A 21426-nucleotide genomic window follows, 5' to 3' on the forward strand; every position below is an offset into this window, starting at 1 on the left:
AGGGGATTCGACGACACGGTCGTGATCGCGCACCGGGGACTCCGGTCACCAGGCTCTTCCGGCCGGCCGGGCGGCGTGACGCGGCGCCGATGCCCTTGACGGGGGGTCGCCGGCCTCGCGGTGCGGGTGCTCGTCCGCAGCGCGGTCGGCTGCCTCGGCCGCCGCGCCGAAGAAGTCACCGCCCTTGCGCTTGGAGTCGTCCGTGCCCCACGCGCGGTCCCCACGTGCCGGCACCCTCTGAAGATGCGGGATGTGCTTGGCGCAGTGGATGTACGCCTCCTCCACCGTGACCTCCACCCACACCCGGGCCCGGCGGCCGGGCGCGGGGTCGACCGGCAGGTCCGGGCGTTCGCGGCGCATCTCTTCGTCGGACAGGACGCGGGCCCGGCCGTTGACGTGGAGGCCGATCCGGTCCTGCATGAAGTCGATCATGAGAATGCCGACGTGTGGATTCTCCTGGAGGTTGCCGAGGCTGGCGAGGACGCCGTTGCCGCGGTACTCGGGGTAGGCCAGCGTCCTGTCGTCGAAGACCTGGACGAAGCCGGGAGGGCCGGCCCGGAAGGTGTTGTCGCACTCCCCGTGGCGGTCGGAGGTGGCAAGGAAGAACATCTCCTGGCGCGCCACGAACTCCCGCATCCGCGGGTTGAGCCGGTCGAGCACCTGCTCGTCGTAGAACTTCGCGGCGCGGTCCGTGGTGCCCATGCGCTCCTGGAGCCGGTGTTCGCCGTCACTGCCCGGGCGGTCGGGGCGCAAGGAGGGCCGACCGCGGCGGGCGTCCGGTATGTGGACCCGCTGGTGCTGGATCGGAGCACCGTCGCCGTCACGGACCAGGCCGGCACCTTCGGCTTCGGACGCGACCGCCCCTTCGCCGCCCTGCCCGCCCTGCCCGGCCTGCCTGACCCGCCCGTCCTGCTCGGCCTGCCCGGCCTGCTTGTCCGGCGGCGGCCCCGTGTCCGCTCCCGGGCGCGCCCCAGCACTCCCCTCGGGACCTGGCTCCGTCCTGGCGTGCCGCCCCGGAGCAGGGGCCGGGGCAGGCGTTCGGCCCGGATCCTCGTTCCGGTACCGGCCGGGGTACTCGTCCAGGTTCAGGTGACCGTCCACGTTCCTCTGTGTCTCCTTCAGACGCTGGTGCCGTGGCCGGCGTGGCCGCGACCAGTGCTACGACGGAGTCGTGCCGTGACCGTCGGGAGGGAGACCGACCCGCGCAAGGGTGTCGGCCCCGCTGTGGATCACGGCCGGGGGTCCGGACGGACAGCATCACGGGCATGCCACAGGCCGAACCGTTCCATTGCATCGGGCAGCTCACCGCCCGTCCGGTTCGCCAAGCCGTCGCAGACCGCCGAACGCCACGACTCCGCCGTGGCCGCCGCCATCGGCCGGTGTGGGGGTCGAGACCCCTGGTTCACCCGGTGAGCAGCCTGTCGCTCCATGCCACCTCCGCGGGCAGACAGCCGGAAGTCCGAGCCACACGAGCCGAGTTCCGCCCCGGGCTGACACATCCTCACCGTTCAACAGCGCACGACCGCCTGGCCGAGCCGGTCTCAGACCATACCCGGCGGGGATGGATGCACAAGGGGCCCCTGCCCTGCGCATCCGCAAACCCCCGATTCATGCGGCACTGTCCGCAGCCTGGAAGATCACAATTCCAGACGCTTGGTCACGAATCACCGTAATCGCCGTACCGGAGGCCGAAGAGGCCTGCTCGCGGTCCCCGGCCTCGGCCGCCGCGGCTTTCGGCAACGCCCCCTTGGTCGCCAACGGGCGTCGCGGCAACCTGTCCGAGGCGGTCTTCGGACGGTGCCGGGGTGACGTGTCCACGCCCTACGATCGGCCCATGCGAGGGTGGACGAAGAGCCTGGACGCGGCTGGCGTCCGAGAGCCGGGGCTGCGTGCGGACTACAACCGTCAGCGGCAACTGGTGCGACGCTTCCGGCGCACCGCGTACCTGGCGGCCAGGCTGCTGCTGCCGCGGCCGTTGCTGCCGCACGTGGTGGCGGCCACCGCCGTGATGCACCACGGGGACAACCTCCTGGACACCGGACCCCTGCCGCAGCGCGAGACGGCGTGGGCGACCTGGGAGCGGCAGGTGCGTGAGGCGTTGCGGACGGGGACGAGTGACAACCCGCTGCTCCGTGCGCTCGTGCACACCGTGGCCGCCCATCCTCAGCTGCGCGAGATCGTGGAGACGTACCTGGAGACCGCCACGGCCGAACTGTATTTCGCGGGCTTCGCCACCGAGGCCGACTACCAGGCATATGTGGACGCCTACTCGTACCCCGCCTTCATGCTCGTCGCGGGACTGCTCACGCCGGAAGGCGACGACCTGCGGTACCGGGCCGTATGCCGAACTTTCATCGAGGGCAGTCAGCGGCTCGACTTCGTCAACGACCTCGCGGAGGACGCACGGGAAGGACGCGTGGGCATCCCGGTCGACACGATGGAACGGTTCGGGGTCACCATGGACGGCATGGCCGCCGGTGCCGGCGGCTCGGCCCTGGAGGAGCTGATAGCCGAGCAGGTCACCACCGCACGCGCCGCTTTGCTGGCCGCAAGGGAGCTCCCGGCGGTGACCTCGGCCGACGCCCGAAGGCTCGCAGGTGCGCTGGTGGAGATCGGACTGCTCACGGCGGAAGCCGTGCTCGCACGGGGCGCAGGGGTACTGCGCGGCTCCGCGAACCCACCGCTGGGCAGGACGCTACGCCTTCTCGCGCGCCGGCACTGACCGGTATCGGGCGCCGGCGCCCCCCTCACGGAACGCGTCCGGTATGTCGCAATAAGTGAGGATCGGCCGACGAGGACAGGGTGGGCGGCACCCTGGAGGAGGAGGTGTGGCGGCGGGAGAGGAGGCGTGATGCGAACCAGCGATGAGATCTATCACCGGGTCCGCTGGGACCCGCGGTTCGACCCGGCCCGGTTCGTGCTGGGGATCAGCCAGCGCGGGGGTTCCGTCAAACGCATCGCGCTGCCTTCCTTCGTGCCCGGGGGCGACATCCCATGGCACCGGGTGATCTTCATCGAGGCGGACGGCGAGGTGGTCTGGGACCGGGCCACGGGAGTGGACCGCATCGACGCGTCGGGGGCCGGCCGGGTGCGCAGCCCACAAGCGGACCCGCGCTTCGGCAAGGGAGAACCCGTCGGCGTCCTCGGCTTGTCCCCGACGGCCCGCACGGCGGTGGCCTGGATCCCGCCGGCGGAGCTGTGGCCGCCGATCCAGGACATCCGCCGGGATTACGATCCGCAGATCCACCGCTGGCCGCCGCACGTCGATCTCCTCTTCGGCTTCGTGCCGGAGTCCGACTTCGAGCGGGCCGCCCCGCTGCTCGCATCGGCGACGGCCGAGACGCCGGTCTTCACCGCCCGGCTGGACGGGGTGCGCACCTTCCAGCAGGGGGCGTACTTCACCGTGTGGCTCGACCCGGCGGCGGCCGGCACCGCGCCGTGGGCGGACCTGCACCGCGCACTGCAACAGCGGTTCCCGCGCTGTCATGGGCTCGCCAATGACTTCACCCCACATCTGTCCCTGGGCCGGACCCGGGATCCGCGACGGGTCGGCGCCGACTGCGCCACCCGGCTCGACGCCATGACGGCGACAGTCTGGGAACTCGTCCTGCTCTCGCGCAGGGGTCACGGGCCGATGCGGCCACGGGCCACGGTCGCCCTGCGCACGGGCGTGGTCCGCCGCCTGCCCGCACCCGCCCTCGAAGCCCCTGACCCGGAGGACACGGCATGGCTCTCCCCGATCACCGACAGGTGAGGCCATGGCCGGGTGGGGCAATGCGCCGCCAGGGTGCGGGTCGCATGGGCCGAGTGTCTGAGCCGCCGCTGACGCGCGCGCCGTGCTCATAGTCGCTGTCAGGCATGCGGCAAGGGGACTTGGGGGGCTGCACGGTGATCGGACCGAAGACCCCGGAGACTTACCGGGATGACGAGAAGGCAGTGCACCTGCCGGTCCAGTCGGGGTGGTCCGCTTGGGACCGTGACCCCGATCTTCAGGGCACGGGGGCGGAGGCCGCACACGGCACCTCACCGCCGCGGCCCGGGTGACGCATCCCTCACCCGCCCACCGCGGCCAGGGGTGGACCCGCTCCCTCACCGAGGTCGATCGTGGGCGGCATGGACGATCACCACAAGGCACCCCTCGCCGCTGCCGGCTCCACCGAACCCGACAGCGCCGGATCACCGAGGCCGAGCGCAGCCACGGGTGTGCCTGGGACCACGAGTGAGGACGTGACCCCGCACGGCGAACAGGCCGATGAGGTCCGTTCTTTCTGGCGCCGGCTCGGTCTGCCCGGGCTGGTCGACGTCCACACGCACTTCATGCCCGAGCGTGTCCTGCACAAGGTCTGGGACTACTTCGACACGAGCGGACCACTGATCGGGGGCGTCGAGTGGCCGATCTCCTACCGGTGCGGGGAGGCGGAACGCACGGCCGTGCTGCGGGAGTTCGGCGTTCGGGCCTTCACCGCGATGCTCTACCCGCACAAGCCCGGCATGGCCCGGTGGCTGAACGGATGGGCGGCCGACTTCGCCCGCCGAACCCCCGACTGTCTGCACACCGCGACCCTCTACCCCGAGCCGGGTGTCGAGACGTACGTCCGCGAGGCCGTCGAAGCGGGCGCGCGCGTGTTCAAGGCGCATATACAGGTGGGGGCCTACGACCCGGCCGACGAACTTCTCCAGCAAGCCTGGGGGTTGCTGGCCGAGGCGCGGATTCCCGTGGTGATCCACTGCGGCTCCGGACCCGCGCCCGGCAAACACACCGGTCCCGAACCGATCGCGCGCGTACTGGCGCGGCACCCGAGGCTGCGGCTGGTCGTCGCGCATCTGGGAATGCCCGAGTACGAGGAGTTTTTGGGCCTCGCCGAACGGTACGACCAGGTACGGCTCGACACGACGATGACGTTCACCGACTTCGCCGAGGACCTCATGCCGTTCCCCCGCCGTGCACTGCCCCGGCTCGCCGGGCTTGGCGACCGCGTCCTGCTCGGCTCCGACTTCCCCAACATCCCCTACCCCTACGTCCACCAGCTCCACGCCCTGGAACGCCTGGATCTCGGACCGGAGTGGCTACGGGCCGTATGCCACGACAACGCGGCATCGCTGTTCGGACTGTGAAAGGGACTTTACGGGGGTGATGGCCAAGCCCACCGGAAAGGCCCGGAGCCGTTCAGGCCCTGCACCCGGCGTCGCCCCATGCGCGCCTGCGCCGGGTGTGGCCAGAGGCCGGGATGATCCCCGACTTGGAGGCCGTGACGCGAAACGGGCCCGCCTTGAAGCTCTTACGGCGCCTCCGAGAGCGCGTAGTCGCCCGTGTTCACCGCCTTGGAGCGGAACGCGCCCACGTACGGCATCCGGCCGAGCGGATGCGAGGATCCTGGCCTCTTGGTCCAGCAGGCGCCGCGCCGGCCGCCGGCCCGCGCGCCGACCGCCCGATCGCCGCCGACGGACGTCATCCCGCCCACTCCTGCTGACACCCGGCCACACGCGGTCGGAGCACCTCTACACCGCATGGTTCGTCGCCACCCACGGACGCGACGCCGCCTCGTCGAAACACAACGTCGACCTGTTGGCGGACCCGGCTCACCCGTTTGGCCGACGCCGCCGCCCACGCCCTTGCCAAGCCCATTCGTCCAAGGTGCGCAATCCGGCATGGCGTACCGGAATCACACCTGGTCAATGACCATTTCTTACGCATGGTCGGGTTATCTTTTCAACGGATCAAGGGCCACATGCTTCAGCTATGGGGGAACGGCGGCGATGAGGCAGCACAAGAAACGGCGCACGTTCTACGCGGCGGTGACCGGCGCCGTAGTGGCGGCGCTGGCAATCGGCGGCTGCAGCGCGGGCAACGAAAATGGGACCGGTCATGCCGCCATCGCCTCGCGGCCCGCTGCAACACGCGGCGCCACCGCTACGCGCGCCGCCGACGCCACGGCATGGCACAAGTGGGGCCTGACGCCGCTGCCCGCTGCGCCGATGCCTCCGGCCGACAAACCGGTGAAGCTCTCCGCCACTGGTCCGGTTCCGGTCTTCACCCACATACCGACCACCCAGAAGGTCGTGTTCATCACCATCGATGACGGACAGGAGAAGGATCCCAGGTTCATCGAGATGATGCGGGACCTGAAGATCCCGATCACGATGTTCCTGATGAACGACGTCATCAAGTCGGACTACGGCTACTTCCGGCAGCTGCAGGCGCTGGGCAACCACATCCAGAACCACACCCTGCACCACCCCGTGATGAGCACTCTCCCGCTGGCCCGCCAGAAGGAAGAGGTGTGCGGCGACCAGAAGATCCTCACCAAGGAGTACGGCACCGCGCCGCTGCTGTTCCGCCCGCCCTACGGCGCTTACAACACCAACACCAAGACGGCGGTCGCGGAGTGCGGCCCTCGAGCGATCGTCTGGTGGCGGGAGTCCATGCAGATCCGCAACCTTCAGTACCAGATTCCCGGCAAGAAGCTGCATCCAGGCGACATCATCCTCGCCCACTTCCGCGGGCCCTCAGAGCTCAAGGGCGCCACGATGACGCAGATGTTCTCCAGCCTGCTCAAGCGAATCCAGGAGCAGGGGTTCGCGGTGGCGCGATTGGAGGACTACATCCAGCCACCGGCCGGGTGAGCCCTGAACGGCGTCGCTGCACCGTTTCCCGGTCGGCCGAGTGCTGGTCGAGAGTGGACGTGGGCGACCCAGCAGGCCCGCGATCCGACCGCCGACCTCGGCGCACGCGTCGAGTCGCCCCAGTTCATTCTCCGCGACCGCGACAACGCGGCGGCCGCGGGAGGGCGGCCGGTGCGGCGTCGGTCGGCGTGCCGTCGAGTCGAGGCCCTCGTCCCACGTCGTTACTGCGAGTGTCCGAGGGGTGAGTGCACATAGCACTCAAGCAGTCACAGATGTAGGACCGATCCGTCACTGGAAGGCTGCCGACACGGTTCCCGCATATTGGTTCGGCAGGGCCCAGCCGGGCGGAACGCCCGGTACGAGCGTGACGATGAGGTGGCCGCCGCGCGGTAGGCAGCGAAGCCGCCCCCTGACTACAGGCCTGTCCGAGCGGCCTCCTAATATCGTTTCGCATTCTTCGACGGCCGCTGATGCCCATGTGTCCGTGCCCGCCGTCCAACGCCCAACGCCCCACGCGACACAACGACTCCACCGCACGGCGATGGAGTCGTGCATCGAGGAGGAACGTTCATGCATGCCCGGAGGATCGGCGCGGCCGCCGCAACAGCAGTGGCGCTTCTGGCTGCCCGCGACCTCATCCAGAAGAGGCACGCACTGCTCCGAAACTTCCCGGTGATCGGGCACGCCCGGTACCTGTTGGAGACGATCGGGCCGGAGCTGCGGCAGTACATCGTGACGTCCAACGAGGAGGAGCGCCCGTTCAGTCGGGACCAGCGCACCTGGATCTACGCGTCGGCGAAGGAGGAGAACAACTACTTCGGGTTCGGAACCGAAGTCGACGTCGAGCACGTGCAGGGGCACGCCTACCTGAAGCAGCGCACGTTCGCCGGCCCCGTGCCCGACGCACACGACCCGCAGGCCCCACTGCCCTCGGCCAAGGTCCTGGGCGGGCCGCGCGGGCGCGCCAAGGCGTTCCGGCCGGCGAGCGTGGTGAACATCTCGGCGATGAGCTTCGGATCGCTCTCCGGCGCGGCCGTCACGGCGCTCAACAAGGGCGCCGCACTGGCGGGCACGATGCACAACACCGGCGAGGGCGGCCTCTCGCCGTACCACCGCAACGGCGGCGACCTCGTCCTTCAGATCGGTACGGCGTACTTCGGCTGCCGCAACGAGGACGGCAGCTTCAACCTCGACAAGCTCAAGGACGTGGTCGCCGGCGCCCCGGTCAAGGCGATAGAGATCAAGCTCTCCCAGGGCGCCAAGCCGGGGCTGGGCGGAATGCTGCCGGGCGCGAAGGTGACCCCTGAGATCGCCGGGATCCGCGGCATACCGGTCGGCAAGGACTGCGCCTCCCCGTCGCGGCACACCGCGTTCAGCGACGTCGACTCGATGCTCGACTTCGTCGAGTTGCTCGCCACCGAGACCGGTCTGCCGGTCGGGGTCAAGAGCGCCGTCGGAGAGATGGGCTTCTGGCAGGAGCTGGCCACGCTGATGGCGCGTGGTGACCGTGGTGTCGACTTCGTGACCATCGACGGGGGTGAGGGCGGCACCGGGGCGGCGCCGCGGATCTTCGCCGACTCGATGTCGCTGCCGTTCCGGATGGGCTTCTCCCGGGTCTACGGCACCTTCGCCGAGCTGGGGCTGACCGACGACCTGACCTTCATCGGCTCCGGCAAGCTCGGTCTGCCCGAGAACGCCGCGGTCGCCTTCGCCCTGGGCGCCGACATGATCAACGTGGCCCGTGAGGCGATGCTGTCCATCGGCTGCATCCAGTCGCAGAAGTGCCACACCGACACGTGTCCCACCGGCATAGCCACCCAGAACCCGTGGTTGGCCCGCGGTCTCGACCCCGCCTCGAAGGCCACCCGGGCCGCTGTCTACCTGCGCACCCTGCGCAAGGAGCTGATGAAGGTTTCGGCGGCCGTCGGCGTCGCCCACCCGGCACTCATCACAGCCACCGACATCGAGATCATGAACGGCGACTACGAGGCCCGTACCCTGGCCGGCGTCTACGGCTACAAGGACGGCTGGGGCGAGCTCGGCCCGCACCTCGCCGACGAGATCACGGCACTGCTCACCACCAAACCGACCGCCGTCCACAAGCCGACCGTCTGACGCGCCGACAGCGACAAGCACCGCACCGCACCGCGCTCAAGGCTGCCGTGAGCGGCGCAGGAGCGTGGCACCAGCCGGTTTCGCCCTCACCCACCCACCTGCCCTTACCCCACGACCAGTCCGTGCCGAGGCGATGACAACATGACCGAAGAAGTGAGATTCAAGAGCGTCGTCGGCCCCGAACTGGCCGGGACGATCGACCTGCCGGAAGGCGAGGTCCGGGGCTGGGGAATCTTCGTCCACGGTTTCACACTCGGCAAGAACTCGCCGGCCGCCTCGCGTGTCAGCAAGCAACTGGCACGCGAGGGGATCGGGATGCTGCGCTACGACAACCTCGGGATCGGAGACTCCGACGGCGACTGGGGGGACGGTTCCTTCACCATAAAGGTCCAGGACACCGTCCGGGCAGCGACTTTGATGGCAGAGCGAGGAACTCCAGCAGACCTGCTGGTGGGGCACTCGTGGGGAGGCGCCGCCGCCATCGCCGCAGCGGCCGAGGCAACCGGCGTCCGCGCGGTCGCCACCATCGGGGCGCCTGCCGAACCCAGCCACGTCGAAAGACAGTACGACGCGGTCATGGAACGCGTTCTCAGCGAGGGATCGCACGACTGGTTCGTCGGCGGCAGGACCCTGGTCCTCAAACGTGCCTTCGTCGACGACGTCCACCAAGCTCGCCTACGCGAGCGGATTCGCGAGTTGCACCTGCCGCTACTCGTCATGCATTCGCCTACCGACAACACCGTCGACATCGCCAACGCCGGGGAGATCTTCAGCGAGGCACGACACCCGCGAAGCTTCGTCTCGCTCGAAGGAGCAGACCATCTCCTGACCGCACGAGGACAAGCGCAGCGAGCCGCTCACATCATCAGCGCCTGGGCCGACCAGTACATCCACAGGTCACGGCCCGGCGGAAAAGAAAGGTGAGGTGGCTACTGAACGCTTCTCATCCCGTGGTTCGCGGGTGAGGGCGGCGGCTGGTCAGAGTCCGTAACACGGCACGAGGGCAACACGCTGCCAGAGCAGGCGTCTTGGGCACACCGCACTTCTCCGGCTGATCCTCGGCCTTCTCGGCGTTCTTCCCGGCCAGATCGGGCATCGTCACCGGGCCTGTCGCGACCGGCGTGGGTGCGCCCTTCCCGAAAGTGTCGCGCCCGGCCAGCGCCGGCACCCCGCGAGTATGAGCGCTCAGTCGCCGGAGTGCCGTTGCCGTCCTCTTCCTCCTGGCCCGTCCGCGTGCTTGCCTGACCACTTGCCGCCCTTGTCGCCACCGTGCTCCGGCCCGGGTGACGTCCTGGCGGACAAAGGGGCAGGCGATGGCGCCGTGGCCGGGGTCCGACCGGCGGGTGTCGATGCGATGCGAGTGGGTGAGGGAGAGGCCGGAGACGCAGGCGCCGTGGCACCTGAATTCAACGAGGCTCCGAGGGCCGTAGCCCCGGCGAACAGCGCGAAGCCGACGCCGGCGAGAACGGCTTTGGAGGCCAGTTTGCGGCGACCGCTGGGGCGGGAGTGCGTGCCGCCGCGGGATTGACCGGCGTGCAGGGCGGGAGGCGGCGGAATTGCCGGAGTGGGCATGAGGGTGGTGCCGTCGCGCTCGGCCGGTCGTGGTGTCCCGTTCTGCGCGGCGAGCCAGGCGGCTGCCTGCTCGGCGGTGGGCCGGTGGGCCGGGTCCTTCGCGAGCATGTGCAGCACGTAGTCGGAGAGCGGCTGCGGTATGCCGGGGCGCAGCCGGTCGGGCGGTGCCGGTGTGGCACTGACGTGCTGCTGGACCACGGCCAGTGACGTGGCCCCGCTGAACGGCGGCCGCCCGGTGAGCAGTTCGTACAGGACACAACCGAGGGAGTAGACGTCGGACGCGGGCTGCGCGGGACGGCCCAACGCGCGTTCCGGAGCCAGGTAGTCGGCAGTGCCGATGATCTTGCCCGTGGCGGTCAGGCTGCTGGCGGCCTCCTCGGCGAAGCGTGCGATGCCGAAGTCGGTGATCTTCACCGTGCGGTCGGTGGTCAGCATGACGTTGGCGGGTTTGACGTCCCGGTGGACCACTCCCTGTTGGTGTGCTGCGGCGAGGCCGGCGGCCGCCTGTGCCGTGATGGCTGCCGCCTCGGCCGGGGGCAGGGCGCCGCGCAGGGAGCGTTCCTGGGCCAGGTTCCAGCCGTCGACGAGTTCCATGACCAGGTGGGGCTGGTCATGGTGCGAGCCGAAGTCGTACATGCCCACGACGTTGGGATGGTTGAGCCGGGCGGCGATCTGCGCCTCCAGGCGGAATCGCTCGGCGTCCGCTGCCTCCTCGGCATGCAGCAGTTTGACGGCCACGGGCCGCCCGAGGAGTTGGTCGCAGGCTCGCCAGACCTCGCCCATCGCGCCGCGTCCCAGCAGCTCCTGCAACTCATAGCGGTCCGCCAGCAGACCCTGCACACCCACCCCGATCGTCACGTTGCTCGTAGTTCCCCCGGGCCCGATGGTTCGGTTTGCGGGCGTTCGGGTCCCGGTTGCCCAGGCCGACGCACACTCCCTCTCGGACCGGAAGCCTTCGTGGGGGATTGCGCATGGGGCAGGCAGGTGATGGGGGATTCACCTGCCTGCCCCCCATTGCGCGACCACCCGCTCGGAATAGGGGGGCGCGGGTGCCACGAGGCCTTCGGGTCCCCTGGGCCCACTCCTACAGCGCACCGGGATGCCGGGCCGTCACACCCCTGGGGCACCCAACCGCGCCGCAGGTCAGGAGTGTCACGGCGGGACGGGAACGGTTGCGAGACCGACAACTGTGTGAAGGAACGCCTTGACCTCCTTCATAACCTGGTCACGAATTACGCGAACACCGGCGTCCGGGGACTGCGGTGGCACCCGAATAACGCCTTCGATTCGGTCCGGAAAATTGCCCTGGCGTGTGCACATCCAGGCAAGTTCCCGTATAGGCAGCCATATTTGAGACATCCCAGATGCCGGTGTAACGCTGCAGCGCATGCAGGACGCAGAGGTAGGGAGAAGCGGGGTACCGACCGGCAGAATCTGGGTGCCCTGGCGCGAGCATGCAGACACGGCACTACGTCAGATCGGATACCTCTGTGAGAAACATCGACCCGGCTCCCGGATACCAGGCATACAACGAGCCGCCGGCCCCGGACCGCTCTGTGCACCGTCAGGCCACCACACGGCGTACGGCCATCGCCATCTGCACGATCGCCGACATTGCCGCGGGGCTGCTGGGCCTGTGGATCCTGCTGTTCCTGCTCGACGCGAACCGCGAGAATGTGTTCGTCGAATTCGTGCGGGGCACGGCGGACCGGCTGTCCTGGTGGTCACAGGACATTTTCACGATGGACACAGAGGGGCTACGCGTCGTCCTCAATTACGGTCTCCCGGCCGTCATCTATTTGCTGATCGGGCACGGGATCGCTGCCCGGCTCAACCGAGCCTGACAGTGGACCGGCCTCTTTATCGATCACCATGAAAGTGGGCCGACCATGACACACAGCTCAACTGGAAACGATCGCTTGCCGATCTATGAGGACCTGATTCGCGAGCGGGGTGACGTCGTCGCCGAAGCTCAACTCGCCGCGGAACACACGCAGCACCAGGCAGCGGAGTTGCTGACCGGACGGGATGCGGGTCGGCAAGCTCGTCGTTGGGGCGACAGCACCCGAGCCGCTGCGGCCGGCCAGCCGGGGTGGCGCGGGTCGCCGCCGTAGGGGTGGGCCTCGGCGCGGGTACGTCCGCGTGTCCCGTCCTCATCCAAGTGACCAAGTCCGTGGCCCAGTCGGGCCGGCGGCACGTCGAAGCAGGAAGACGACCGGAAAACCGCAGATGGATTACTGCTCCTCATGCCGTCGGCACCTCAACGGCGCACTGGTGTGTCCCGGGTGCGGCGCCTACGCCCCGGACATCGCCCCGCCCGTCGCCGACGGCCGCAGCGGCTCGGCCCCGGCGATGACGAGCACCGGACCGGCGACAACGGGCCACCGGGACCCCGCGGCCTCCGTCACGTGGCACGACAGCCACGCGGACGGCGAGGCGGAGTCCAGCACCGCCATGGACGTGGTCCCGCGCGTCGCCGCCGACGCCGAGGACCTGCCGCCCGCGCGGCCGGGGCGTGCGGCACGCCGTCGCCGACTGGCTCGCTGGAGGAAGAACAAGCGCCGGGCGGCGGTCGCGAGCGCTGTCGCACTCGTCGGAGGCGGCCTGAGCATCACGATGACGGACCGGCACTCCACCAACCGGCCACAGGCAGCCGTGGCACCGGACGCCCCGAGGACGGGCGCCGTCCATGAGCAGACGCCCCAGCAGAACCCTCCGGCCGCCGCACCGGCGACCGCTCGCCACTCCGACCGGCCGTCACGCGCCCCTTCCCGGCCGCAGCCGCCGCCGACCAACGCACCGCGGCAGCAGTCCCTCGCGGCAACGCCCCGCACGACGTCACCGACCGCCCGGCCGGACGCCGTAGCTCCAGCCCGCCCGGCCGCGCCGGCGACCCCGCAGCCGCGGAGCACCGCCCCGGCCGCCGGCGGCACGACCCCCCGCTCCGGTACGACGGCGCAACAGCAGCCGACGCCCGCGACAGGCGACGGCCCAAAGCCGGGCACGTCCCAGACCACCAGCCCAGCACGGGCGTCGACTTCGCCGACGGAGGTCTGCCTGCTCGGGTTGTGCCTCGGCTGACCACGCCTGCACCCGGCCGTTCCCGGCGGGACGAGGAAGCGGAGTTCGCGAACCGTGCGTCAGCCCGTGAGCAAGCCCGGCCCCTACTCGGGTGCTGTCGTGCGGATTCCGGGGATCCTCGCACCGGCCCCTGATAGCGAGCCGTCGTCTACGCTCGACGTGTTCACGTACCAATTGCAGGGGGGTGAGGTCCGTGCTGCTCACAGACCTGGTCGAGGTGACGTCACCGGACGAGCTGGGGGAACTGCTCGGCGAGCCGACACCGGGCGCGCTGGTCAAGGTCCGGCCAAGCCTGCACGAGCACGACCGCCAGTGGCTGGCTGCGTCGCCGCTGTGCGTGGTGGCGACCTCGGGCGCCGGCGGCAGCTGTGACGCGTCACCGAAGGGGGATCCGGCCGGGTTCACGCTCGTGCTGGACGACACGACGATCGCGATCCCCGAACGTCCCGGGAACCGCCGGGCCGACGGGTTCCGCAACATCCTGGCCAATCCCCACGTGGGGCTGCTCTACCTGATCCCCGGCCGCCCCGACACGCTGCGCATCAACGGCCGCGCGCGCATCCTGCGCGATGGGCCCTTCTTCGACGACATGGTGGTGAAGGGGAATCGTCCACAGCTGGCCCTGCTGGTCGAGATCGACCAGGTCTTCTACCACTGCCCGAGGGCGCTGCTGCGCGGCGGAGTCTGGCAGCCGGACACCTGGCGCCCGGAAGCGGCGCCGTCCCGCGCGGTGCTCGCGAAGGCACACGATCGCCGTTCGGAGAGCGTGGAGGAGCTGGAGGCGTACTACGGATCGCAGTACCTGGAGCGCCTGTACCAGTAACTGACCGTGGCAGAAGCGATTTCCACGCCGTCATCCAGCGGAGTCCACCCGCGCCCGGGGCGTGCTCGACCGGCCGAGTGCCGCGAGCACGAACGTGACGCTGATGAGCTATGACGTGGCAGGCGCTGATGACGGCGACGTCCCGTCGGCTCTCCCAGCCCCGCCGCCAGAACAGCAGCGTGAGCAGCACGCCATAGCCGACGAGCAGGTCGTAGCGGGCCACGGGTAGCCGTGGCAGTCCTTTGACTACCAGTGCTCATCTACGCTTCCGTGCCCCACGGCCGGCTCGGGTTCGGGTGCCTGCCGCACCGTTTGCCGCCAGCGGGCCTGCTCGGCGGGCTGCCGGTTGTGCCGGCGGGGCCTCGGGCGGCGGCTCGTCGTCTTGGCGGCCGTCGTCCCCAGCGGTGGCCCGTCCCAGGGGCTATGGGCGGGTACCGGACGCGGAGGGGGTCGCGGACCGCGCCGGGTCCCTCGACCGTTCCGACATGCGCGGGCGTGGGGTGATGCCCGAGGGCGGTGGTTCTATCGGGGTTGTCGAGGGGGCGGCGGAGGGTGAGGCGGTGGTGACCGGGGGGCCGGTGGGAATGGTCGTCGTACCCGTCGAGGGGCGCGCCGTGGGGCGAGGGGTGACATCTTCGGGAGCCGACTCGGCCGGGGTCGGTGGGGCCGTGGGGCTGCTCGCGGGGGGCGGAGCGAGCGGGACCGTCGGAGAGGCGGGGTCCTGGTGGGTGGTGCGCAGCAGTGGTATGGCGAGGAGGGTGGCGACCGCGCAGGCCGCGCCGGCTGTGATGGCAGCGCGCAGGATGCGGCGGCGGGCCGCGCCACGGCGGATCTCCTCGTACCGGCCGGGGGGCGGAGCGAGGTACTCGGAGGGCGGCCGGACTATGACGGCGAGCGGGTCGTCGGGTTCGAAGCCCTCGCCGTCGTCATTGTATGTGATCAAGGCTTCTCCTCAGGTGGGCGCGGAGCAGTTCGCGGGCCGCGTGCAGGTCGGCCTTGACGGTTCCTTCCTTGCGCCCGGTCAGCACGGCCACCTCCCGGATCGGCAAGTCAGCGTAGTAGTGCAGAAGGGTCGGTATGCGCAGTCGTTCGGGGAGCGCCTGGACCAGCAGGCGGACCGAGGGGTCGGTCTGCTCGGTGAGCGGGCGGACGGACGCCTCCGCGGTGGCGCGCTGTACGGCCTTGCGCTCGCGCTCCAGCTTGCGCCAGTGGTCCCGGACGATGTTGGCGGCCGTGACGTAGAGGAAGCCCCGGGGCTCCGACACGGAGGTCCAGCGGGCCCACAGGCGGGTGAACGCCTCCGAGGCGATCTCGTGGGCGGTCTCGTCGTCGTCGACCAGGCGGCGGCACCAGCCGGCCAGGCGCGGGTAGAGAGCGGCGAACAGCTCTGCTGCCGCCTTCTCGCGGGACCGTTTCAACGCTCTCCATCGGGGTGGGGGCACTCGTCGCGCCCGGGGCACACGGGGCACCCGTGGGAAAGACCCCGGACCGACGGCGTACGTTCCATCGGCCCGGGACCCGGAGCGGGCGGCGACCGGTCAGTGGCTCGCGGTGCTCAGCGCGGCGAAGACGATCACGTTGTCGAGATAGCCGTCGCCGGTACGGGGTCCACCGCACGTGATGAGCCGTAGCTCGGGCCGGTCGACGTCGCCGTAGACCTCCTTCGTCGGAAAGTCGGCCTTGGCGACGGTCCGTACGGAGGTGACGGTGAACTCGGCCGACCTGCCGTTCTCCAGGCGCACCGTGATCCCGTCGCCCCGGCGCAGCCGGTCGAGGTGGCGGAAGACCCCGGCCCCGTAGGCACCGACCGTGACGTGGCCGAGGATCACCGACGGACCCAACTGGCCCGGCGCCGGTGAGTGCTGGTACCAGCCCGCCTGGTCGTGCGCGGTGATCGGGGGCACCTGCACGCTGCCGTCCTGCGCCAGCCCGAGTCGCATGACCGGCGTATCGACGCCGATCTCGGGGATCCGCAGCCGCGCCGGTGCCGAACGGCCCGGCGCAGCGGGTGCGTTCGCCGTGTCCGCGGAAGACCGGGCAGGCGTACCGCCGGGGCGGGGGGCCGACGCCCCGTCGCTGCCGTGGCCGGCGCAGCTCACAAGCAGTGCGGCCGGCACCACCGCGGTGACGAACGCGCGCCTGGAGAGGTGGGTCATGCCCCGGTCGCCCGTCGGCGGCGCACGAGGAAGACTGCCGCGCCGCCCACGGCGAGGGCGCCCGCGGCACCGCCGCCGACCAGCATGCCGTCCGAGCCGGAGCCGTTGGAGCCGGTGGTCACGCCGGTATTGGGGGCGCCACTCGGTACAACACCGACCTGGCCGCGCCTCTCGCTCGGGGCGGGGGTCGACGCGGGGGTGGCCGCCCGACTCGGCTCCCGGGTGGGGACCGCGCTCGGCTCCGCACTGGCCGACGCGCTGGGCCGAGCCGACGGCTCGGAGGTGGCGGAGGGCCGGGCGGTCGGGGACGCGCTCGCCCCGTGGGCGAACGCGGGCACCGTGCTCGCCAGCACGGCGACGCACGCGGCTGCCGTGGCGCTGAGGACTGTTCGGCGCATGAATCGCTCTCTTTCGTCGGCCGGCCAGGCGGGTGGCCGGGCGGGCTGCGTGATGGATCGAGCGGAGAGACGAGACAGGATCAGCACAGGTTGTAAAGGACTGGCAAAGCCGCGTGGGGTGCGGGCAGAGTGCACGGTCGGTCCCCGCTGAGCGCTTCACACAGCTCGCCCCAGCGCGGGAGCCACTCCGATCCGGGCATCTACCCCGAGACCGAGGACCGCCTCGCCGACGTGCCTCTGCACCATGATCGGCTCGTGATCAACGAGCCCCGCTCGCCCGGCAGGGTGCTCTACGGGACGGGAACTGCCTGCGGGGGCGGGGCGAGCTACGAGAAAGGTACGCGGCCCAGTTCGCCGAAGGCCGGTGCCGTGCCGAGATCATCGGCAGGCTCACCGAGGGCGACTGGGTGGTCGATCAGGAGATCGCCCACGGCCTGGCCGACGACCCGGTCCGTGTGCTGGTCGCGTACCGCGTACGCGGAGGGCTCATCGACCGCGTCGACTTCCTCCGTTGAAGCGAGCACCGATGCCCGGCAACAGGCGGTCACACCGTCAAGCCGCGTTGCGGTGAGAAGCCGTCATGCGAGGATGGTCGGCCTGCCCGTTCAACAAGTGGTATTCAGCTGGAGTACACGCCGTTTCAAGATCGTGTCGCCAGAGTTCGTCACCTTCAACTCGCCCAAGGGGCTGGGCGATTCGGACAAGCTGGTGATCTACACGGCCGGTGGCGCGGTGGTCGACCGCGTTGAGTGGGCCGCCAACGGGGCAAAGCCGGCGATGGCGCGTTGCGGCGGCGACGGCACCGGGGCGTGGGTGACCACGACCGCGGCGTCCACGTTCGGCGCCTCGAACGCCTCGGGCTGCCCGTCGTCGATACCGGCGGCGAGCCGGGTGCGGATCAACGAATTCCTCCTCGACAGCAACGGCAACACCGTCGACTCGGTGACCTGGGCCACCGATGGCGCCAAGCCGTCGGACGAGCGCTGCGCCAACGGCACCGGCTGGTTCCAGACCTCCACGACCGCGACGCCCGGCAGCGCGAACTCCTGCTCGGGCAGCGGCGGTGGCGGTGGTACCGGCGGTGGTGGAGGTCGGCTGCTGGGTGGCGGCGGCGCTCTCACCAGCGGCTGCACCTCCGAAGCGCCCTCCGGTACGGGTTCCACCCCGGCGGGCACCCTGGCGTGGCCGGGCGGGCTGGACGTCACGATCGCCGACGACGTCTGCGCGTTCACCACGTCCACCGGCCCTGAAGGCCGGGACCTGAGCGGCCTGGCGTTCGACCCGGCGAACCCGTCGGTGCTGTGGGCCGCCAAGAACAAGAACTGGCTGTACAGGCTGGTCAAGAGCAACGGCAAGTGGATCCCGGACGCGTCATGGAGCGCGACCGGCAAGCAGATCCGCTTCGCCGGCGGCACCGGCCAGCCGGACTCCGAGGGCCTGACGGTCGGCGCCAACGGCCACATCTACGTGACCTCCGAGCGTGACAACGCCAACAACACGGTCCCGAAAGACACCATCATGGAGTTCGACCCGGCCGCGACCGGATCGCCGCTGACGCCGATCCACCAGTGGGACATGACCGCGCAGTTCCCGCAGCTCGACACCGGCAGCAAGGACGACGCCAACCTGGGCTTCGAGGGCGTCGGCTACATACCGGACAGCTGGCTGACCTCGAACGGCTGGGTCGACCCCCTCACCGGCGCCGCCTACAAGCCTGCGAACTACCCGCTGCACGGGTCGGGCCTGTTCTTCGGCGGCCTGGAGTGGGACGGCACGCTGCACGTCTACGGCCTGAACTCCGACGCCACGTTCACCACGTTCGGCACGATCGCGACCGGCAAGGTCTCCGTGATGGACGTGACGTTCGACGCCGGAACCCAGCGCATCATCGCGACCTGCGACAACACCTGCGGCGAGACGCACACCTTCATGAAGGTCAACGCCGGCGGCGCGATCGTTCCGGACGTGACCTACACGAACCCGACCGTCATGCCGACCGACAACCTGGAGGGCTTCGCGATCGCGCCGACGTCGACGTGCGTCAACGGCTCCCGCGAGGCGGTCTGGAGCGACGACGGCATCTACGGCTTCGGCTCGGGAAGCTCCTCCTACGGACACGCCCTCTACAGCGGCACCTTCCCCTGCTGATCCTGCCGACCACGCAAGACGGCTCAGGCACGGGGCCGCCTCCCGCGGGTTGAACCAGTTGGTTTCCGCGCCGTTGCCCGTTGACGGTGGAGATGGGGTTGTCGGTCAGCGGGCGCAGGCGGCTGCCTCGACTGCCCAGAACGGATGGTCAGGGGGTGGTGGCCTTGGCGTGGGCGGTCAGCGTGATGATCACGGGGTCCTCGGTGGAGAGACGGCCCGACCAGGCGTGGAGCGCGACACGGGCCAGTACTGCGGCGGTTTTGGTGTCACCGACGGCGGCGTGATGGCCGATCACAGCGAGGACGAGTTCGTGGCTGTCTTCGTGCAGTGCCATGGACAGGTCCAGGCGATGGGCGATCTCGGCCAATCGCGCCCGGCCGCCGGGTCGTGTGGGATCACCGGGCAGTGCGGCCGAGAGCAGGGCCAGTGCGGTCTTCCCGGCCGTCGTCAATTCGTTGGGTCCCATCACCACGGCGCGCATCACGGTTTGCAGGGCTGGATGCACTTCGACGGCTTCGACATCGCCGTCGTCGTGGACGGTGGCCAGTGCCTCGGCGGCGAGCCGGTCCATGGCCAGGTGCAGGCCCACCTTGTCGTGCAGGACCTTTCCGAAGCCGGTGGCGGCGGGGAGCCCGGTGGTGTTGCGGGGCTTGCACGACGCGGAAAGCAGTTCGAGTGAAACCGGGCCGGTGCCCAGGCAGCTCAGCACCCCGAGCAGTTCGGCGGCGTGCTTGCCGGCGCTGTCCAGCCGCAGCTCCTCAACCGCCTGCTTCCACAGCGCGGCCAGTGGGACCTCGTAGTCGCCCGGTCCGCCGCGCGCCAGCAACACAGCGGAGAGCCGGTCGAGTTCCTCAAGGTGCTCGGTCACGCTCAGACGGTGTTTTGCCAGGAAGTGACCCAGTTGGATGAGCAGCGGCGGCAGATCCCCGGCGCGTGCGGCAAGGGCGTCCTGCTCGTCGGCTGTGAGCCGCGGCGCGAGGGAATGCAGCAGGGCGCGGCTGTCTGCACGATCCAGGGGCGGCACCGGCACATGGTTGTCGGTCCGGTCGGTCCAGCTGATGTGCCGGCTGGTGACGAGGATGTGGCCGGCGCCGAGTGGCAGGAGCTCGTTCAGACGTGCCGGCGAGTCGGCGTTGTCCAGCACCAGGAGCCAGCCGCGTTCGACACGGCCGGTGCGCAGGCGGTGCAGCACGGCCGCCTCTGGTGGCCGGCCGTCGGGGCCGGGAGGAATGGACAGCTCGTTACCCAGGTGGGCCAACGAGCGAATGAGGCTCTGTGCGTCCCGGGCCTGGCTCCACCACACGAAGTCGTACTCGTGGCTGTATCGGTGTGCGTACTCCAGAGCAGTTGTCGTTTTGCCGACACCAGCAAGACCATGCAGCACACACATCCCGTCGCTGCCAGGCCGGTTCAGATGGGTGTGGATGGCCTTCAACACCGCCTCGCGCCCCACGAATCGCGGGTTACGAGGCTGGAGGCCGTAGCTGACCCTCAGCGGCGGCCCGTCCCTGCGGACGCGGTTGTGCTGCGAGGGGAGTGTGGAGGACGGCAGGGACCGTGCCTTCGCCGGTGCGTTGCTCCTTGGAAGCACCTCGTGCGCCAGGCTCCACGCCCGCCGTACGTCGGAGAGGGTGAGCCGCTCACCGAGCGGTTCTGCGATGTCTTCACGAAGGAGGTAGGCCCGCTGTCCGCCGACCTCGGCGTCACGGCCGGGTGCACGCTCCAGCAGACCGCCGTAGAAGACCTCCGCGACTGCTTCGTCGGCTTCCGGTATGAGTTCGCGCTGAGCGGCCCGCATCAGGCCCACGGTGATCAGTGAGAAGGGCGCCAGGAGCGCTGCGAGCCGTAGTGCCGCCGGCCCCGCGATCTCTTCGAACGCCCGCAGGAAGTCATGTGGATCGGCGGGTGGGGATGGCGAGTCGAGGCCGCTCCAGAGCTCCCCTTGTGAACCGACCGGGATTCCCTCGCCGTGGTACCAATCGGTCCTCGGATCGGTCACGAGGCGTACCCAGCCCTGGGTGGACGGCTGATCGTCCAGGGCCAGGACGGGGACCGCGCCGGCTGCGTCGAGACCGGCAGCCTCCTCGAGGCTGCCCGGCTGGAGACGACACGTCAGCCATGCGGTCGGCGTGGCGGGGCGCTCCGCCCGCCAGCTGAAGGGAGCCAGCAGAGGACCTAGGCGGTGTCTCAAGGAGGACGGCAGCGGCTGCAGCACGGCGGTTGAGCAGGATCGGCACCAGGTGTCGAGCAGGTCGACCGCGCGGCCGTCCCGCCAGGCGGGACCGACACAATCGCTCACCACCAGCAGGGCTTGCCGCCCCGGTACCGGAGTGATCGTATTCCCTGCACGCAGCGGGCCCCGCGCCGAGGCATCAATGGTCTGAATCTGCACATCGTGGAATGGGGCCTGCTGCAGTCTGTCCTGCAAGTCATGAACGGTTTCATCCCACACCTCCATCGAGGCTGCCGTGTCGACGACCAGGTTCATGGTCAGGTGTGGACCGTCGGC

Annotated in this window: 19 protein-coding genes and 1 pseudogene; 10 read left to right on the top strand and 10 right to left on the bottom strand. The window is 70.0% G+C overall.

Annotated elements, in window-relative coordinates; all coding sequences use genetic code 11:
* Positions 1 to 45 precede the first annotated feature (45 nt).
* Positions 46 to 1101, bottom strand: a complete 1056-nt coding sequence (locus BFF78_RS47975; protein WP_227025743.1) for a pyridoxamine 5'-phosphate oxidase family protein — start codon at positions 1099 to 1101, stop codon at positions 46 to 48.
* Between the two features lie 733 nt (positions 1102 to 1834).
* Between BFF78_RS47975 and BFF78_RS07375 the strand changes: the two genes are divergently transcribed.
* From BFF78_RS07375 to BFF78_RS07385, 3 genes are all read left to right on the top strand, one after another.
* On the top strand, positions 1835 to 2722 hold the full coding sequence (locus BFF78_RS07375; RefSeq protein ID WP_069777545.1) for a squalene/phytoene synthase family protein: 888 nt from the start codon (positions 1835 to 1837) through the stop codon (positions 2720 to 2722).
* A 129-nt stretch (positions 2723 to 2851) separates the two neighbouring features.
* A complete protein-coding gene (locus tag BFF78_RS07380; RefSeq protein ID WP_069777546.1) occupies positions 2852 to 3754 on the top strand; it encodes an RNA repair domain-containing protein in 903 nt (300 codons plus the stop codon).
* Between the two features lie 359 nt (positions 3755 to 4113).
* Positions 4114 to 5115, top strand: a complete 1002-nt coding sequence (locus BFF78_RS07385; RefSeq protein WP_079161184.1) for an amidohydrolase family protein — start codon at positions 4114 to 4116, stop codon at positions 5113 to 5115.
* Between the two features lie 164 nt (positions 5116 to 5279).
* Here BFF78_RS07385 and BFF78_RS46020 read toward each other — a convergent pair whose 3' ends face one another.
* Positions 5280 to 5453, bottom strand: a complete 174-nt coding sequence (locus BFF78_RS46020; RefSeq protein WP_159032955.1) for a hypothetical protein — start codon at positions 5451 to 5453, stop codon at positions 5280 to 5282.
* A 304-nt stretch (positions 5454 to 5757) separates the two neighbouring features.
* Here BFF78_RS46020 and BFF78_RS07390 point away from each other — a divergent pair, with 304 nt between their 5' ends.
* The 3 genes from BFF78_RS07390 to BFF78_RS07400 all read left to right on the top strand — a co-directional run bounded on the left by BFF78_RS07390 (position 5758) and on the right by BFF78_RS07400 (position 9663).
* Positions 5758 to 6624, top strand: a complete 867-nt coding sequence (locus tag BFF78_RS07390) for a polysaccharide deacetylase family protein (RefSeq protein WP_069777547.1) — start codon at positions 5758 to 5760, stop codon at positions 6622 to 6624.
* Between the two features lie 570 nt (positions 6625 to 7194).
* A complete protein-coding gene (locus tag BFF78_RS07395; RefSeq protein ID WP_069777548.1) occupies positions 7195 to 8739 on the top strand; it encodes an FMN-binding glutamate synthase family protein in 1545 nt (514 codons plus the stop codon).
* Between the two features lie 141 nt (positions 8740 to 8880).
* Positions 8881 to 9663, top strand: a complete 783-nt coding sequence (locus BFF78_RS07400; RefSeq protein WP_069777549.1) for an alpha/beta hydrolase family protein — start codon at positions 8881 to 8883, stop codon at positions 9661 to 9663.
* Between the two features lie 261 nt (positions 9664 to 9924).
* On the opposite strand, the gene BFF78_RS07405 is transcribed toward BFF78_RS07400, so the two are convergent.
* A complete protein-coding gene (locus BFF78_RS07405; RefSeq protein WP_069777550.1) occupies positions 9925 to 11169 on the bottom strand; it encodes a serine/threonine-protein kinase in 1245 nt (414 codons plus the stop codon).
* A gap of 596 nt (positions 11170 to 11765) precedes the next feature.
* Between BFF78_RS07405 and BFF78_RS07410 the strand changes: the two genes are divergently transcribed.
* The 3 genes from BFF78_RS07410 (at position 11766) to BFF78_RS07420 (ending at position 14215) form a co-directional block, all read left to right on the top strand.
* The gene (locus BFF78_RS07410; RefSeq protein WP_227025744.1) at positions 11766 to 12155 is read left to right on the top strand and encodes a hypothetical protein; all 390 of its coding nucleotides are present in this window, start codon (positions 11766 to 11768) and stop codon (positions 12153 to 12155) included.
* 385 nt (positions 12156 to 12540) lie between these two features.
* Positions 12541 to 13392 carry an SCO2400 family protein gene (locus tag BFF78_RS42800; RefSeq protein WP_079161185.1) on the top strand — a complete coding sequence of 284 codons (852 nt, stop codon included), beginning with the start codon at positions 12541 to 12543 and terminating at the stop codon, positions 13390 to 13392.
* 193 nt (positions 13393 to 13585) lie between these two features.
* The gene (locus tag BFF78_RS07420; RefSeq protein WP_069777553.1) at positions 13586 to 14215 is read left to right on the top strand and encodes a pyridoxamine 5'-phosphate oxidase family protein; all 630 of its coding nucleotides are present in this window, start codon (positions 13586 to 13588) and stop codon (positions 14213 to 14215) included.
* Positions 14216 to 14324: 109 nt separating this feature from the next.
* Here the strand turns inward: BFF78_RS07420 and BFF78_RS47980 are convergent.
* The 6 genes and pseudogenes from BFF78_RS47980 to BFF78_RS46030 all read right to left on the bottom strand — a co-directional run.
* Positions 14325 to 14468 (bottom strand): annotated as a pseudogene (locus BFF78_RS47980) (DUF817 family protein); the annotation flags it as partial.
* A 168-nt stretch (positions 14469 to 14636) separates the two neighbouring features.
* Positions 14637 to 15158: a hypothetical protein gene (locus tag BFF78_RS46025; RefSeq protein ID WP_079161186.1), complete on the bottom strand. Its 522-nt coding sequence runs from the start codon at positions 15156 to 15158 to the stop codon at positions 14637 to 14639.
* Entirely contained in the window at positions 15142 to 15633 is a 492-nt protein-coding gene (locus BFF78_RS07425) for an RNA polymerase sigma factor (RefSeq protein ID WP_069777554.1), read from the bottom strand. Before BFF78_RS07425 ends, BFF78_RS46025 begins: the two co-directional genes overlap by 17 nt.
* Positions 15634 to 15753: 120 nt before the next feature.
* Positions 15754 to 16371, bottom strand: a complete 618-nt coding sequence (locus BFF78_RS07430) for a class F sortase (RefSeq protein ID WP_069777555.1) — start codon at positions 16369 to 16371, stop codon at positions 15754 to 15756.
* Positions 16368 to 16769, bottom strand: a complete 402-nt coding sequence (locus BFF78_RS07435) for a Tat pathway signal sequence domain protein (RefSeq protein WP_069777556.1) — start codon at positions 16767 to 16769, stop codon at positions 16368 to 16370. Before BFF78_RS07435 ends, BFF78_RS07430 begins: the two co-directional genes overlap by 4 nt.
* Before the next feature lie 326 nt (positions 16770 to 17095).
* A complete protein-coding gene (locus BFF78_RS46030; RefSeq protein ID WP_159032956.1) occupies positions 17096 to 17293 on the bottom strand; it encodes a hypothetical protein in 198 nt (65 codons plus the stop codon).
* 124 nt (positions 17294 to 17417) lie between these two features.
* Between BFF78_RS46030 and BFF78_RS47985 the strand changes: the two genes are divergently transcribed.
* The gene (locus tag BFF78_RS47985; RefSeq protein ID WP_227025745.1) at positions 17418 to 18917 is read left to right on the top strand and encodes an SdiA-regulated/phytase-like domain-containing protein; all 1500 of its coding nucleotides are present in this window, start codon (positions 17418 to 17420) and stop codon (positions 18915 to 18917) included.
* A gap of 148 nt (positions 18918 to 19065) precedes the next feature.
* Here BFF78_RS47985 and fxsT read toward each other — a convergent pair whose 3' ends face one another.
* A complete protein-coding gene (fxsT, locus tag BFF78_RS07445) occupies positions 19066 to 21405 on the bottom strand; it encodes an FxSxx-COOH system tetratricopeptide repeat protein (protein WP_069777557.1) in 2340 nt (779 codons plus the stop codon).
* Positions 21406 to 21426: the final 21 nt, after the last annotated feature.

The organism is Streptomyces fodineus, assembly GCF_001735805.1.
Taxonomy (GTDB): domain Bacteria; phylum Actinomycetota; class Actinomycetes; order Streptomycetales; family Streptomycetaceae; genus Streptomyces; species Streptomyces fodineus.

What these genes read in the sequence shown, in the direction of transcription:
- BFF78_RS07375 (WP_069777545.1), top strand. Translation starts at nt 1,835, where the DNA reads ATGCGAGGGTGGACGAAGAGCCTGGACGCGGCTGGCGTCCGAGAGCCG.
- BFF78_RS07380 (WP_069777546.1), top strand. Translation starts at nt 2,852, where the DNA reads ATGCGAACCAGCGATGAGATCTATCACCGGGTCCGCTGGGACCCGCGG.
- BFF78_RS07385 (WP_079161184.1), top strand. Translation starts at nt 4,114, where the DNA reads ATGGACGATCACCACAAGGCACCCCTCGCCGCTGCCGGCTCCACCGAA.
- BFF78_RS46020 (WP_159032955.1), bottom strand. Translation starts at nt 5,453, where the DNA reads ATGACGTCCGTCGGCGGCGATCGGGCGGTCGGCGCGCGGGCCGGCGGC.
- BFF78_RS07390 (WP_069777547.1), top strand. Translation starts at nt 5,758, where the DNA reads ATGAGGCAGCACAAGAAACGGCGCACGTTCTACGCGGCGGTGACCGGC.
- BFF78_RS07395 (WP_069777548.1), top strand. Translation starts at nt 7,195, where the DNA reads ATGCATGCCCGGAGGATCGGCGCGGCCGCCGCAACAGCAGTGGCGCTT.
- BFF78_RS07400 (WP_069777549.1), top strand. Translation starts at nt 8,881, where the DNA reads ATGACCGAAGAAGTGAGATTCAAGAGCGTCGTCGGCCCCGAACTGGCC.
- BFF78_RS07410 (WP_227025744.1), top strand. Translation starts at nt 11,766, where the DNA reads ATGCAGACACGGCACTACGTCAGATCGGATACCTCTGTGAGAAACATC.
- BFF78_RS42800 (WP_079161185.1), top strand. Translation starts at nt 12,541, where the DNA reads ATGGATTACTGCTCCTCATGCCGTCGGCACCTCAACGGCGCACTGGTG.
- BFF78_RS07430 (WP_069777555.1), bottom strand. Translation starts at nt 16,371, where the DNA reads ATGACCCACCTCTCCAGGCGCGCGTTCGTCACCGCGGTGGTGCCGGCC.
- BFF78_RS07435 (WP_069777556.1), bottom strand. Translation starts at nt 16,769, where the DNA reads ATGCGCCGAACAGTCCTCAGCGCCACGGCAGCCGCGTGCGTCGCCGTG.
- fxsT (WP_069777557.1), bottom strand. Translation starts at nt 21,405, where the DNA reads ATGAACCTGGTCGTCGACACGGCAGCCTCGATGGAGGTGTGGGATGAA.